At 45.3% G+C, this 14,151-nt stretch carries 11 protein-coding genes; 8 read left to right on the forward strand and 3 right to left on the reverse strand.

All coding sequences use genetic code 11. The features are described 5' to 3' along the window. The first annotated feature begins 100 nt into the window (after positions 1-100). The 6 genes from BMX69_RS23745 (at position 101) to argH (ending at position 8,138) form a co-directional block, all read left to right on the forward strand. The gene (locus BMX69_RS23745; RefSeq protein WP_100043700.1) at positions 101-1,291 is read left to right on the forward strand and encodes an iron-containing alcohol dehydrogenase; all 1,191 of its coding nucleotides are present in this window, start codon (positions 101-103) and stop codon (positions 1,289-1,291) included. Between the two features lie 172 nt (positions 1,292-1,463). Further along, entirely contained in the window at positions 1,464-2,261 is a 798-nt protein-coding gene (locus tag BMX69_RS23750) for a sirohydrochlorin cobaltochelatase (RefSeq protein ID WP_100043701.1), read from the forward strand. Further along, positions 2,258-3,259 (forward strand): FAD:protein FMN transferase, encoded by a 1,002-nt coding sequence (locus tag BMX69_RS23755; RefSeq protein WP_054791539.1) that lies wholly within the window; start codon positions 2,258-2,260, stop codon positions 3,257-3,259. Before BMX69_RS23750 ends, BMX69_RS23755 begins: the two co-directional genes overlap by 4 nt. A 118-nt stretch (positions 3,260-3,377) precedes the next feature. Next, positions 3,378-3,803 (forward strand): GtrA family protein, encoded by a 426-nt coding sequence (locus tag BMX69_RS23760; RefSeq protein ID WP_054791538.1) that lies wholly within the window; start codon positions 3,378-3,380, stop codon positions 3,801-3,803. A gap of 15 nt (positions 3,804-3,818) precedes the next feature. Beyond that, positions 3,819-6,725, forward strand: coding sequence for a YfhO family protein (locus BMX69_RS23765; RefSeq protein WP_100043702.1), 2,907 nt, complete (start codon positions 3,819-3,821; stop codon positions 6,723-6,725). Between the two features lie 39 nt (positions 6,726-6,764). Beyond that, positions 6,765-8,138, forward strand: a complete 1,374-nt coding sequence (gene argH / locus BMX69_RS23770; protein WP_100043703.1) for an argininosuccinate lyase — start codon at positions 6,765-6,767, stop codon at positions 8,136-8,138. A gap of 69 nt (positions 8,139-8,207) precedes the next feature. Here argH and sdaAA read toward each other — a convergent pair whose 3' ends face one another. The 3 genes from sdaAA to BMX69_RS23785 are packed head-to-tail and all read right to left on the reverse strand — an operon-like array spanning position 8,208 to position 10,596. After that, a complete protein-coding gene (gene sdaAA, locus BMX69_RS23775; RefSeq protein WP_100043704.1) occupies positions 8,208-9,086 on the reverse strand; it encodes an L-serine ammonia-lyase, iron-sulfur-dependent, subunit alpha in 879 nt (292 codons plus the stop codon). Between the two features lie 13 nt (positions 9,087-9,099). Further along, positions 9,100-9,759, reverse strand: coding sequence for an L-serine ammonia-lyase, iron-sulfur-dependent subunit beta (gene sdaAB, locus BMX69_RS23780; protein WP_054791537.1), 660 nt, complete (start codon positions 9,757-9,759; stop codon positions 9,100-9,102). 39 nt (positions 9,760-9,798) lie between these two features. Further along, positions 9,799-10,596 carry a histidinol-phosphatase HisJ family protein gene (locus BMX69_RS23785; RefSeq protein ID WP_100043705.1) on the reverse strand — a complete coding sequence of 266 codons (798 nt, stop codon included), beginning with the start codon at positions 10,594-10,596 and terminating at the stop codon, positions 9,799-9,801. Between the two features lie 262 nt (positions 10,597-10,858). Between BMX69_RS23785 and BMX69_RS23790 the strand changes: the two genes are divergently transcribed. Beyond that, positions 10,859-12,598, forward strand: a complete 1,740-nt coding sequence (locus BMX69_RS23790) for a cache domain-containing sensor histidine kinase (protein WP_160117899.1) — start codon at positions 10,859-10,861, stop codon at positions 12,596-12,598. Beyond that, positions 12,570-14,138, forward strand: coding sequence for a response regulator (locus tag BMX69_RS23795; protein WP_100043707.1), 1,569 nt, complete (start codon positions 12,570-12,572; stop codon positions 14,136-14,138). The genes BMX69_RS23790 and BMX69_RS23795 overlap by 29 nt, the downstream gene beginning before the upstream one ends. Positions 14,139-14,151 lie beyond the last annotated feature (13 nt).

Raw genomic sequence — 14,151 nt, forward strand, 5'->3', positions numbered from 1 at the left:
TATATACTGATATATATTTTTTTACCTTTGTATTTCCTGCCTGTTTGAGCTACAATACAGCTATAGCAAAGAACTGGATACTCACAAGGAGGATTATACGATGGCTAGATTTACATTACCGAGAGACCTATATCACGGGAAGGGCGCCCTGGAAGAGCTTAAGAATATAAAAGGAAAAAAGGCAATCGTGGTTGTCGGCGGCGGTTCCATGAAACGTTTTGGATTTCTTGACAGGGTGGTGGCATGCCTGAAAGAAGCCGGAATGGAAGTAAAGCTGTTTGAAGGAGTAGAGCCGGATCCCAGCGTGGATACGGTAATGAAGGGTGCAGAAATGATGCGTGAATTTGAGCCGGATTGGATCGTTGCAATCGGCGGCGGATCTCCTATTGATGCGGCAAAGGCAATGTGGGCATTTTATGAATATCCTGATACCACATTCGAGGACTTATGCATTCCCTTTAATTTCCCGACTCTGAGAACAAAGGCAAGATTCTGCGCCATTCCTTCTACTTCCGGTACGGCAACCGAGGTAACGGCATTCAGTGTTATTACGGATTATAAAAAAGGAGTGAAATATCCGCTGGCAGATTTCAACATCACACCGGATATCGCAATCGTTGATCCGGATCTGGCTGAGACCATGCCTCAGAAGCTGACCGCCCATACCGGTATGGATGCCCTGACTCATGCGGTGGAAGCTTACGTATCAACCCTCCATTGTGACTACACCGATCCTCTGGCTCTTCATGCTATTAAGATGATACATAATGATTTAATTGATTCTTATAACGGGGACAAGGAAGCCCGTGCCCGTATGCATAATGCCCAGTGTCTGGCAGGAATGGCATTCTCCAATGCCCTTTTAGGCATTGTCCATTCCATGGCCCATAAGACAGGGGCTGCTTATTCAGGGGGACATATTGTCCATGGCTGCGCAAACGCCATGTACCTGCCAAAGGTAATTAAATTTAATTCCAAGGTTCCGGAGGCTGCAAAGCGCTATGCAGATATTGCCCGCTTCATTGATCTGAAGGGGAATAATGATGAGGAACTGGTTCATGCATTGATCGCAGAGATCCGTTCCATGAACGAAAAGCTTAATATTCCTGCTTGTATTAAGGAATATGAAGGCGGAATCATTGACGAAGCAGAGTTCAATGAAAAATTAGGGACAGTAGCAGAGCTGGCAGTAGGTGATGCATGCACCGGCTCCAACCCAAGACCGATCACGTCCGCTGAGATGGAGAAACTGTTATCCTGTTGTTACTATGATAAAGAGGTAGATTTTTAAATAATCTCCAGTATATGAATGCAATGTGTGCAGTAGGCGCAGAACCCTTTGGTTTTGCGCCTGTTGTGCGTGAAAAGAGGTTTGACAGTAAAGTTCATCTATGATATGGTAATCGGGAAAATAATTGAAGTTTAAGCATAACGATCCATAACAGAAAGCATGGGATGTCAGAATGAAAAAGGCGATTTTAGTAGTAAGTTTTGGAACCACTTATCATGAAAGCAGAATGAAAACCATAGAAGCCATTGAACAGTCCATAAGGGAAGAGTTCCCGGAGTATGAGGTGCGCCGGGCATTTACAAGCCGGATCATTATTGAAATATTGAAAAAAAGAGACAACATTTCTATAGACAGTGTAGCAGAAGCCTTAGAAAAGCTGGCACAGGAGGGATTTCAGCATGTGATCGTTCAGCCCACCCTGGTTATGGGAGGGGAAGAGAATGACGGCATGGTAGCTGCCGTGAAGCAGTATGAGAACCGGTTCCGCCGGATCCTGTGGGGAAAGCCGCTGCTTTCGGAGAAAGAGGACTATAAAAGGCTTTGCAGCGTGCTGGCAGAGGACACGAAGGAATATGACAGGGAAGGAACGGAGATCCTATTCATGGGACATGGTACGGAGCATGAGGCCAATGAGTGCTATCCGCGTTTAGCGGAGGTGTTTAGGCAGAATGGATACAGCAGGTATCATATAGGAACCGTGGAGGCGGAGCCAACTTTTGAATCCATAAAAGAAGTGGTGGAGAAAACCGGTTCTAACCGTATGGTGCTGCAGCCGCTTATGATTGTATCCGGAGACCATGCCCATAATGATATGGCAGGAGAAGGAGAAGAATCCTGGAAAAGCCAGCTGGAGTCTGACGGCTATCAGGTGGTTTGCCGGTTAAAGGGTATGGGAGAACTGGAGGGAGTCCGCCGGATGCTCCTGGATCATGCCAGAGAAGCATGTAAGAATCTGGAGGTTATGGGATGAAAAAAAGGAGAGCAGTTGTTTTGATCGCAGGTGTAACAGCTCTTTTGCTTATGGGCTGTGAAAGAAGGGTGGATCCGCTCAGTAAATCCGATTTTATGCTGAACACCTTTGTAACTGTGACTCTTTACGATAAGGACGATCCTAAAATTTTATCTGACTGTCTGGATTTATGCCGGTCCTATGAAACTATTTTCAGTAAAACCATTGAGGGCAGTGAGGTTTACAAGTTAAATCACAGGCCTGCCAGTGAAGAGACCGTGACAGTATCCCCGGATGTGGGGGCTCTTATTTCCAAGAGCCTTTATTATTCTCAAATATCAGACGGGGGTTTTGATGTTACCATAGAGCCTTTGTCTTCTCTGTGGGATTTCACATCCCTGGATCCGGTTGTACCGCCTAATGCAAAGATCCAGGAGGCCAGGAAAAAAGTAGATTACCGGAATTTAAAGCTTGAGAGAAATACCCTTACATTTTTATCTCCGGATACTTCCCTTGATTTTGGGGCAATCGCCAAAGGATATATTGCGGACCGGATGAAGGATTTTCTTTTAGAACAGGGAGTAAAGAGTGCCGTGATCAATCTGGGAGGAAATGTCCTTTGCGTGGGGCAGAAGCCTGACGGCACACCGTTTAAAATCGGCCTTCAAAAACCTTATGCAGACCGAAATGAAACCATAGAAATTATGAATATCAATGACATGTCCGTGGTATCATCCGGAGTGTATGAACGGCATTTTGTTAAAGATGGTGTGAACTACCACCATCTTTTAAACCCGGGGGATGGTTATCCATATGAGAACGGGCTTGTGTCCGTCACCATTTTATCAGAGCTGTCCGCAGACGGGGACGCCCTTTCCACCACCTGTTTTTCCCTTGGACTTAAAAAGGGAATGGAGCTTCTGGACTCCACGGACGGTGTATACGGCGTATTTATTACAGAGGATGGAGAGGTTTACTATTCCCAGGGAGCCAGGGAGTTTCTGGTTAGGAAGCCTTAGAATCCCTTTACAATTTTCTTTCCCTATAATACAATAGAGGAAATACCCTGCGGGTATACCGGTATGCCCAAAGTGCATGGGCAGAAAAGAGGAAATGTAATTTTTTAGGAGAGAAAAGATGATTAGAAAAATCTGGGACAAGGTCATGAACCGGGAAGTCATTTCCTATTTGATATTTGGAGTGCTGACGACCCTGGTTAACTGGGTTGTCTATTGGTTCATGGTGAAGGCGGGCATTGACTACCGTGCCGCAACTGCGGCAGCATGGGTTGTTTCCGTCCTCTTTGCCTTTGTTGTAAATAAAATCTTTGTTTTTCAAAGCTATGACCTGCATCTGGGCTTTGTCATGAAGGAGATTCTATCGTTTACCGCATGCAGAGCAGCGTCAGGCGTCATGGAAATGATTCTTATGGTGATAATGGTTTCCTGGCTCAAAATGGATGAATATGTAAGTAAAATTCTGGTATCCGTGGTTGTTGTAATTGCAAACTATGGATTCAGCAAGGTTTTCATATTCCGGAAGAGAGAGGAAGAACCCCTGTAAAGAGAGGTAAATGAAATGGAACACGATGGCGAGATTGAAAAGATATCGAAAGAACTAGAGGATATGCTGCAAATGACATCAGGTGAAAAAGAAATTACAACAGGGGAAAATGACTTGAAGCAAGGAAATGAAGAGGAGAAGGTGACTTACGATCCCAAAGGGGAAAGGGCAGAACAGGAATTAGACCTGGCTTCTGCACCCAGGATACGCCTTGATATTCCGGTTGACGGGATGGAGGAGCTGTATGATGGGGATCTTGATTATGAAGATTTTAATTACGGAGAAGACTTGGAGCAGGAGAAAGAGGCTGTTCCTGTTACGGATTTCATGGACATTCTTGAGGAGCCGGAAGACGATGAAGCTGAGGAAGAGTTGGAAATTGGGCAGTTAGATAGCTATAAAGAAAGAATATTTGCTAAAAAAGAGGGGACAGGCACCAGCCTGGTAAGGCCCTCCGACGGACTCCTTGCAGCTTTTTTTGTGCCAATGGTGATCATGGTTATCATATTTGCCCAGCGGGGGATTTTTCCTTTTGGCGAGGAAAGCTTTTTAAGGACTGACATGTATCATCAGTATGCTCCGTTTTTTTCTGAGTTCCGTTATAAGCTGACCCATGGAGGAAGTCTTCTGTACAGCTGGGATATCGGCATGGGAGTGAATTTTGCAGCTCTTTATGCTTATTATCTGGCAAGTCCTTTAAACTGGCTGCTGGTACTTTGCCCGAAGAATTATGTCATTGAATTTATGACCTATCTGATCGTATTTAAGATCGGATTAAGCGGACTTTCCTTTTCCTGGTATCTGCGCAGGCATAACAAGACCATGGACTTCGGAGTCGCTTTTTTTGGCATCTTCTATGCTCTGTCCGGATATATGGCGGCTTACAGCTGGAATATCATGTGGCTGGATTGCATTCTTCTATTCCCGCTCATTATGCTGGGCCTTGAGAAGCTGGTGAAAGAAAAGAAGTGTTTCCTATACTGTATTACACTGGGACTATCAATTTTATCAAATTATTACATATCCATTATGATATGTATTTTTATGGTATTCTACTTTATTGCTCTTCTTATATTAGAAGGCTTGAGATCCTGGAAGGAAATCTTTATCCGCGGAGGACTGTTTGCTCTGTTTTCCTTATTAGCAGGAGGCCTTTCTGCTGTAGTTCTGCTTCCTGAAATTTATGCGCTGCAGTCAACTGCATCAGGAGATTTTAATTTTCCCCAGACCATCAGCTCTTACTTTTCCATATTTGACATGATCGCCAGACATCTTCCGGCGGTGGAACCGGAAATCGGGCTGGACCACTGGCCTAATATCTACTGCGGTGTGGCAGTTCTCATGTTTTTCCTTCTTTACCTGGGCTGTAAACAGATCAGGCAGAGGGAAAAGATTGTTATGTGCTCTATGCTGCTGTTTTTCTTTGCCAGCTTTTCCGTTAATACACTGAATTTTATCTGGCATGGATTTCATTATCCCAACAGCCTGCCATGCAGACAGTCTTTTATTTATATTTTTCTCATGCTGTTTACGTGCTATCAGGCTTACATTCACTTGCATGAGATTCCATGGAAGCATGTAGTAATGGCTTTTTTTGCTTCGGTGATCTTTGTTTTGATGGCGCAGAAGCTTATAACGGATGAGGCTTATCATTTTTCCGTATTTTATGTGGCTATTTTGTTCCTTTCCATTTATGCCGGCCTTATCAGCCTTTACCAAAGAGGAGTCAGCCGGAATGTGCTGGTACTTCTGGCCCTTGGCGTGGTCTCCTTAGAAGCCGCGGTTAATACCACGGTCACCAGCGTGACGACCACCAGCAGGACCAGCTATATGAAGGATAATAAGGCATCATCAGAGCTGGCAGAAAGCCTGATGCCGGGTACCTCTTTTTACCGGATCGAAAAGGTCACAAGAAAAACCAAAAATGACGGAGCCTGGTTGAACTTTCCTACGGTCTCCCTCTTTTCCTCCACAGCCAATGCAGATCTTACGGCATTCTTTAAAAAACTGGGTTGCGAAAGCTCTACCAATGCTTACAGCATTACGGGAAGCACGCCTCTGGTGGATGCTCTTTTTGCGGTCAAATACGGGCTGTACTCGGAAGAAACCGAGGATGACGGCATATCCGTACCGGTTGCTTCAAAGGATGAGATGTATCTCCGGGAAAACAGCTTTGCCTTATCTTTGGGATTTATGCTACCATATGACTTTGAAGATAACTGGCAGCTGGATTTAACAAATCCGGCAGAGGTCCAGAACGATTTTTCCGTGGTATTAGGAGCCACCCCGGTACTGTCTGAGGTTCCAAGCGAAATCACCGGAACCAGCTTTACGTTTACACCGGAAGCGGATGGAGACTATTATGTATTTGTCAGCAATAAAAAGGTGGAAAAGGTAAATGCTCTGCTTGGAGAAAAGACCAAAAACTTTGATAATGTGAGCCGCGGCTATCTGCTGGAACTGGGCTATATAAAAGCAGGGGAAAAGATTACTCTGCGAAACGATGACAATGATCAGGATCTGGTAGCGGTCGCTTACCGTTTTCTTCCTGAGGGCCTTGAGTCTGTGTACAACATTTTAGACAGGAATTCCATGAAGCTTACAAAGTGGACGGATACGCAGATACAGGGAACTGTCACTGCTGATAAGGCCGGCCTGCTGTTTTTAAGCATTCCCTATGACAAGGGCTGGACGATCAGGGTTGACGGAAAAGTTGTTGAGCCTTATAAATTATTTGATACGTTTTTAAGCGTGCATATGACTGCCGGGACCCATGATATTTCACTGGAATATATGCCGGAGGGACTTAAAACAGGCGGTATCATAACGGCTGGAAGCGTGGTCTTTCTGCTGATACTTGCAGGTGTATCCTCAGGAATAGGGAGAAAGCGCAGACCCATGCGGGTTCATTCTACCAATTAAGCAGTCACAGCAATACAAAGGAAAGGAGAATTCTCAATTATGAAACTATGGGGCGGACGCTTCACAAAAGAAACCAATCAGCTGGTTCACAACTTTAATGCATCTATATCATTTGATCAAAAATTCTATCATCAGGATATTGAGGGCAGCATTGCTCATGTGAAGATGCTGGCAAAACAAGGACTTCTTACGGAGGAAGATAAAGACAAGATCGTAAAAGGCCTTATGGAAATCCGGGAGGATTTAGAAAGCGGAGCCCTGGTAATAACGGGGGAACATGAAGACATTCATTCTTTCGTCGAAGCAGTATTAACGGAACGGATCGGGGAGGCCGGAAAGCGCCTTCATACCGGACGGAGCCGCAATGATCAGGTGGCTCTTGATATGAAGCTGTATACCAGAGATGAGATCGATGAGCTTACCCTTTTGATGGAAGGACTTCTCTCAGAGCTTTTAAAGCTTATGGAAGAAAATCTTGACACTTACATGCCTGGATTTACCCATCTGCAAAAAGCGCAGCCAATCACCCTGGCTCACCACCTGGGGGCTTACTTTGAAATGTTTGACAGGGATCATTCCCGTCTTCATGACATTAAAAAAAGGATGAACTATTGTCCCCTTGGCTCTGGCGCTTTGGCTGGAACCACTTATCCCCTGGACCGGGAATATACGGCAGAGCTTCTGGGATTTGCAGGGCCGACTCTTAACAGTATGGATTCCGTGGCCGACCGGGATTACTTAATCGAGCTATTAAGTGCCTTATCTACCATTTCCATGCATTTAAGCAGATTCTGTGAAGAGATCATTATCTGGAATACCAATGAATACCGGTTTGTGGAAATTGATGATTCCTACAGCACCGGAAGCAGCATCATGCCTCAGAAAAAGAACCCGGACATTGCGGAACTGATCCGGGGAAAGACCGGCAGGGTTTACGGCGCCCTGGTGTCTCTGTTAACCACCATGAAGGGGATTCCTCTTGCCTACAACAAGGACATGCAAGAGGATAAGGAGCTGGCCTTTGACGCCATTGATACGGTAAAAGGCTGCCTTGCCCTGTTTACCGGAATGATTTCCACCATGACCTTCCGAAAGGATGTGATGGAAGCCAGCGCCAAAAACGGTTTTACCAATGCAACCGATGCGGCCGATTATCTGGTAAATCATGGAGTGGCCTTCCGGGATGCCCATGGAATCGTTGGACAGCTTGTACTTTTCTGCATAGAAAAGGGCATTGCCCTGGATGATATGAGCCTGGAAGAATATAAGGCCATCAGCCCGGTGTTCGAGGAGGATATTTATGATGCCATCAGCTTAAAAACCTGTGTGGAAAAAAGAATGACCATTGGTGCTCCTGGCCAGGAGGCAATGAAAAGAGTCATTGAAATTTATAAGAAGAAGCTTGAAAAATAGAATCATAAAAAACCGGAAAACAGCGGAAGAGTCGACCGCTGTTTTCCGGTTTTTTATGGTATTCATTGCTTATCCGAAGATCTGCTTACGTAAGCGGCAGCCGGTAGGAGTTGCGGCCAGGCCGCCCTCTGAAGTTTCCTTTAAGGAGGCAGACATGAGATTGCCCACCTGCTTCATGGCAAAGATCACCTCATCTGCGGGAATGGCGCTTGTGATTCCGGCACAGGCAAGCTCCGAAGCAGTAAATGCATTGGCTACTCCCATGGCATTGCGCTTGATACAGGGAACCTCTACCAGACCTGCCACCGGGTCACATACCAGGCCCATGGTATTTTTCAGGGCAATGGCGCAGCTGTCGGAAACCATCTGGGGCGTTCCGCCAAAGATTTCCGTAAGAGCTGCAGCAGCCATGGCGGACGCGGATCCCACCTCGGCCTGGCACCCGCCCTCCGCTCCGGCGATGCTGGCGCATTTGGCAATGACCATACCAATGGCCGATGCAGTGAACAGGGACATGATGATATCATGCTTTGGTAAATCAAATTCGTCCATAACGGAAATGAGAGCTGCCGGAATGACACCGCAGGAGCCGGCTGTAGGAGCCGCCACGATCTGCCCCATGCAGGAATTGTATTCCGTCACGGCAAGAGCCATGCTAATGGCATTGCCAAGAAGATGGCCGTAATGGTTTTTTCCTTCCTCTACCGCCTTTTTTAATTTGGCGGCAGCTCCCCCGGAAAGTCCGCTGGAAGAACGAAGGGATTCATCCATGCCGTTTAACACAGACTGCCTCATAACCTCAAAACTGCTTTCCATGGTGGAGTAGACATCTTCCGGACTGGTCTCCATGTCCTCGGCCTGCTGCTCTAGCACAATTTCCGATATTTTTTTATTGGAAGATGAAGCGGCGGCTACAAGCTCTTCCACGGAATTATATTTTAATTGCATAGGTTCCTCCTGGTCAGTTTAATTTTAACAAAATCGTGTTGTATACATAAGGAATGGTTTGGATCTGGGAGACCAGGGACTGGTCAAAGTCAGAATCCATTTCAATGGTCATGATGGCAAGTCCGCGTTTTTCCTGCCTGTTTAAGCGGAAATTGCAGATGTTTGCATTGCCAACGGCCACCAGGTTCGTCACATGGGCGATGATTCCGGGAACATCCTGATGCATGACGATCAGGGTGGTATTCTGCCCGGTAAAATAAACCTCCATGTCATTTACCTTGTTTATGACGATGTTGCCGCCTCCCACTGACGCTCCCTGGACGGAGATGGTACTGCCATGATCTGAGGTAAGGGTGACTAACGCTGTGTTTGGGTGGGCATTTTCAATGGTTCCGGTGTGGATCGTGACGGATATCCCTTGTTCCTTGGCTGTTTCAAGGCTTGTCCGGATTCCCGGGTCCCAGGGGTCCAGTTTTAAAATTCCGCCTACAATGGCTTTGTCTGTGCCGTGCCCTTTGTAAGTTTTTGCAAAGGAGCCGTGAAACAGGATATCTGCTTTTGCAACAGGAGCACCTAAAAGCAGGGCAGCCGTTTTACCGATGCGGGCAGCGCCGGCCGTATGGGAGCTGGAAGGCCCGATCATAACAGGCCCGATAATATCAAATACATTCATGGCAATTCTCCAATTCCAAGTATTGTGTCTCTCCTTTGCTTACAGGGGTTTGAATTCCGGTTTTCGTCGGCGGAACTCCGTATAATAGGAAAATCCGCATTGCTTAAGAAGTTCACCCGCTGTCTGAAAGTCTGCTCCTAAATCTTCCGGTATATGGGCGTCGGAACCGATTGTTATGATCTCCCCGCCTAATTCCTTATAGCGCTTTAAAATACCGGCACATGGGTTTGGCTGTCCGATCCCTTTCCGGAAACCGGCTGTATTGCATTCAATTCCTTTGCCCCGTTCGATAATCGCTCTTAAAATGTCATCTAAAATATCCCTGTATGCTTCGTAGCTGTAGTAACGAGCTTTATTCGGGCCATAACGGACGATGTAGTCGATATGGCCTGCTACGTCATAGTTGTCAATATTTTTCACATTATCCAGTGTGGCCTGGAAATACTGAAGATATGCTTTTTGCTCCTCTCTTCCCTTAAAAAACTCCGGATAAGCAGGATCTTTTCTGTTAATAAAGTGGGTGGAGCCGATAACAAAATCAAAGGGATAGCTTGATAACAATTCCCTGTAATATTCTTTTAAATGGGTCTGAAGTCCCATTTCGATCCCTATGCGAAGGTCGATGCGGTCTTTGTATTCTTCCCTTAAGGCAGACATTGCTTCAAAATACTGGTCCGTCTGAAGGGTAAAATCGATGACAGAGTCCACGTCATAATCGTGGTGGTCCGTAACACAGAGGGAAGCCATTCCAAGACTTATGGCCCGTTCCAATTGGGTCCGCATTGGGGTTTTGGAGTCTCCTGAAAAATTTGTATGAAAATGATAATCTGGCAGCATGGGGTTCTCCTTTCACAAATTAAATTCATTATAATCAATCTAAGGAAGAAAAGCAACGCAGGGAAGCGGAGTTTTTATGGAAAGGAATCTGACAAAGTAAAAAAAATCACCTTTTCAGCAAAATAATTAAATTTAATAATTCATTGACCTGGGATATACTTTAAGAAAACTACCGGTATGAATCAATCCGAACTTTCTTTTGACAACCCCTGCCAAACTCGCTAGAATAAGGGTGAAAAATCATATGAATGGGGAGGCTGCTATGGCTGGTCTGATGGATGCATGGAAGAATATGAGGATTAAGACAAAAATCCTGATTATGTATTTAACGGTCGTATTATTATCCTTTGTAATCACCTTTTCGGTCATATCTGTCATTAACAGCTCCTACACGAAACGAGAAATTCTGGGAGCAGGAACTCAGACGGTCAGCGCCCTTAAGGGGAATTTGTCCCTGATCTTTGATAATGTGACCCAGTTTTCAAACCTGATCTATTTTGACAGAAATGTTCAGGAGGCTTTAAGAAATGTGGATAACAGAGCCATTGATCCGTCTATCCAGAGAACCATCAAGCAAAGTCTGGTGAATATGATCCTGTCAGGGGAGTATATTTCCAGCGTTCTGATTATGGATTCCTATCATAATGTGTACAGCTCCTATAAAAAGACACCCAAGGGGATCTACGGAGAAAAGATCCTGGAGTCTGACTGGTACCGGAACTTAAGTGAGCACAGGGGAAACGGTTTTTTTATGAAAGGAAGCGAGGGGGTCATTGAATTCTATGGAGATACTCCTTATATTACCTATATCCGGGAAATCCGGGATGAAAATACATATAAGCCTTTGGCAATCCTGCTGGTTACGGTCAATGAGGAAACAATACGCAATTACTTTAATGGGGTCAGCAATTCCAGTGACAGTGACTTTTATATCCTGGGCGATGAGGATGAATACATTGTGGCCCCTGGGAATCCCGGACAGCGGACCGGTGAAAACCGGCTGGTGATCACCCAGGACATCGGCATAGAAAACTGGAAGCTGGCCGGATCCTTTCAACTGGATAATATGACAGCCATGGCGCCCTATTATTCCACCATTATCCTGCTGATTATGTGTATGAACGTTGCTTTTGTCTTTGTATGCTCGGTCATGCTCACCCGTTTTATCTTCCATCCCCTGTTAAAGGTGGAAAAGCATATGATGCTTGTGGAAAAAGGCCAGTTTGATGAGATGGAGGTGGACCGGCAGAAAGATGAAATCAATAATCTGAAGCGGGTTTTTAATCATATGGCAAGATCCATAAAAAACCTGATCCAAAAGGTAAAGGAAGAAGAGCAGATCATTGCAAAGGTGGAACTGGATCTGCTTCAGGCCCAGATTAACCCTCATTTCCTGTACAATACCCTTGATGCGGTATCCGCTCTTGCTCTCATGCGGGATTATGATAATTGCTTTAAAATGACTCAGGCTCTGGGTAGCTTTTACAGGAACAGCCTAAATAGCGGATTGGATTTTATTACGGTAAAGGATGAAATAAGCTGCATACAAAGCTACTTAACCATCTTAAATATCCGCTATGATAATGAAATAAAGGTAGAAGTGGATGTAGAAGAAGAGGTGAAGGACTGCAGGATATTAAAGCTGCTTTTACAGCCTTTGGTGGAGAACGCGGTCCATCATGGAATCAAGCCAAGGGAAGGAAAAGGAACCGTTTCCATCAAGGCCTTTTCCGATGAGGATGAAATTATTTTTCTGGTGTCTGATGACGGGGTCGGCATGAGCGAGGAAAAGATCGAAGAAATCATGGAAGGCAGGACAGTGACCGGTAAGTCAGGATTCGGCCTTTATAACCTGATGCAGCGGATTACCCTGTATCATGGGATCAGACAGCCGGTTCTTATCCATAGTGAGATCGGAAATGGAACGGAAATAGCAGTAAGAGTAAAGCGAATGGAAGCAAAGGGGTTGGAACATGGAGATCAAGGTACTGATTGTGGATGATGAAAAACTGGAACGGGTGCTGATCAAACGGGGATTTCCCTGGGAAGATCATGGATTTTCAGTCATCGGGGAGGCTTCCTCCGGTACGGAAGCATTGGAATTTATAAAATACAGAAAGCCGGAGTTGGTTATAACCGATATCAATATGTCCCATATGGATGGTCTGGAGCTTGCGGAACATATTTCAGCTTTGGATGAGAACATTCATGTAATCATGATCACAGGATACCGGGAATTTGAATATGCAAGGCGGGCGGTAAAGCTGGGGGTAGAGGATTTTCTGTTAAAGCCCATTGATATGAATGAGCTGAAGGAAATCGCTCTTAAGATCAGGGGAAAAATCATAAAGGAAAAGGACCACCGTAAGGAGGTGGAGATGTTAAAGCAGAGTGTGTCCGCCGACCAGGACATTTTAATGGAAAGCTTCTTTCAGCGGCTGGTGGAAAAGCGGACCAGTGAGGAGGAAGCGGAGAAAAAGCTTCTTGCCTATGGCTGTGAAGCGCTGTTAGAAGGGTGCTGCTGCCTAAACCTCCACTTAAAAGAGGAACAGTCAGGGGAAGCAGACGGCAGCCTCCATAAAAGGGCCATGGAACTCCTTGGCAGGGATCCTATTGACGGGACCATATCTTTTCTTCATTATATGAAAAATATTATCTTGTTTTGTACGGTCAGGCGATTAACGGACAGCGGGGAAATCGCATGGAAAATCCATCAAATGCTGAGGGAAAACAACATTGATTCCACCATTGGCATCAGCCGCAGCCATGAGGGCTATGAGGGAATTGCAGAAGCATTTGCCGAATCGGAACATGCCCTCAGCGCATCGGTGCTTTTAGGGAATAACAGGATTATCACATACGGAGAATATATGCATATTATGGAAAAAAATCCGGATAAGCTGTCCTTTGACTGGGAGGACTTCCTATTTTCCCTGACCAATGGAATTTCCGACAGGGTATCTGCTGCAATCGAGGATTATGTGGAAGGAGTCAGGAATTCAAGGGTAACGGAAGTGGAATATTTAAGGCTTACGGTTATGGATTTAATGTCCAAGGCCGGAAGCACCCTTAATAAGTATGGGGTCAGCTTGGAACAGCTCATAGGAGAAGACCGTCTGTATGAATCCATACAATCCATACAGACGGTGGAAGAGTGCCGGCCGTTTCTGGATGAATCCATCCATATGATTCTGAACTATCATAACAGCAAGAAATCAAAGCAGGGAAATAAGGTGGTAAACGAGGCCCTGGAATATATCGATAAAAACTTTTGCGATCCTGCTCTTACTCTTAAATCCGTAGCATCGGCTGTTTTTTCCAATGAAAGCTATTTAAGCAGAGTATTTAAAAAAGAGGCCGGACAGAGCCTGATTGAATATGTCCTGAAAAAAAGGATTGAAGAGAGCATCCGCCTTCTTAATACAACGGATTACAAAGTATACGAAATAGCAGAAAAGGTGGGATTCCGGGATTCCCATTACTTTGGCATCTGTTTTAAAAAGCATGTGGGAGTAACCGTTAAGGAGTATAAGCAAAGGTAGTAAAATTTCTAAC

Origin of the sequence: Lacrimispora sphenoides JCM 1415, assembly GCF_900105615.1 — a bacterium.
In the GTDB taxonomy this organism is placed as follows: domain Bacteria; phylum Bacillota; class Clostridia; order Lachnospirales; family Lachnospiraceae; genus Lacrimispora; species Lacrimispora sphenoides.

Bases quoted from the DNA above. Each gene is read 5' to 3' on its own strand.
- argH (WP_100043703.1), top strand. From the start codon at position 6,765: ATGAAACTATGGGGCGGACGCTTCACAAAAGAAACCAATCAGCTGGTT.
- sdaAA (WP_100043704.1), bottom strand. From the start codon at position 9,086: ATGCAATTAAAATATAATTCCGTGGAAGAGCTTGTAGCCGCCGCTTCA.
- BMX69_RS23790 (WP_160117899.1), top strand. From the start codon at position 10,859: ATGGCTGGTCTGATGGATGCATGGAAGAATATGAGGATTAAGACAAAA.
- BMX69_RS23760 (WP_054791538.1), top strand. From the start codon at position 3,378: ATGATTAGAAAAATCTGGGACAAGGTCATGAACCGGGAAGTCATTTCC.
- BMX69_RS23765 (WP_100043702.1), top strand. From the start codon at position 3,819: ATGGAACACGATGGCGAGATTGAAAAGATATCGAAAGAACTAGAGGAT.
- BMX69_RS23755 (WP_054791539.1), top strand. From the start codon at position 2,258: ATGAAAAAAAGGAGAGCAGTTGTTTTGATCGCAGGTGTAACAGCTCTT.
- BMX69_RS23785 (WP_100043705.1), bottom strand. From the start codon at position 10,596: ATGCTGCCAGATTATCATTTTCATACAAATTTTTCAGGAGACTCCAAA.
- BMX69_RS23750 (WP_100043701.1), top strand. From the start codon at position 1,464: ATGAAAAAGGCGATTTTAGTAGTAAGTTTTGGAACCACTTATCATGAA.
- sdaAB (WP_054791537.1), bottom strand. From the start codon at position 9,759: ATGAATGTATTTGATATTATCGGGCCTGTTATGATCGGGCCTTCCAGC.
- BMX69_RS23795 (WP_100043707.1), top strand. From the start codon at position 12,570: ATGGAGATCAAGGTACTGATTGTGGATGATGAAAAACTGGAACGGGTG.
- BMX69_RS23745 (WP_100043700.1), top strand. From the start codon at position 101: ATGGCTAGATTTACATTACCGAGAGACCTATATCACGGGAAGGGCGCC.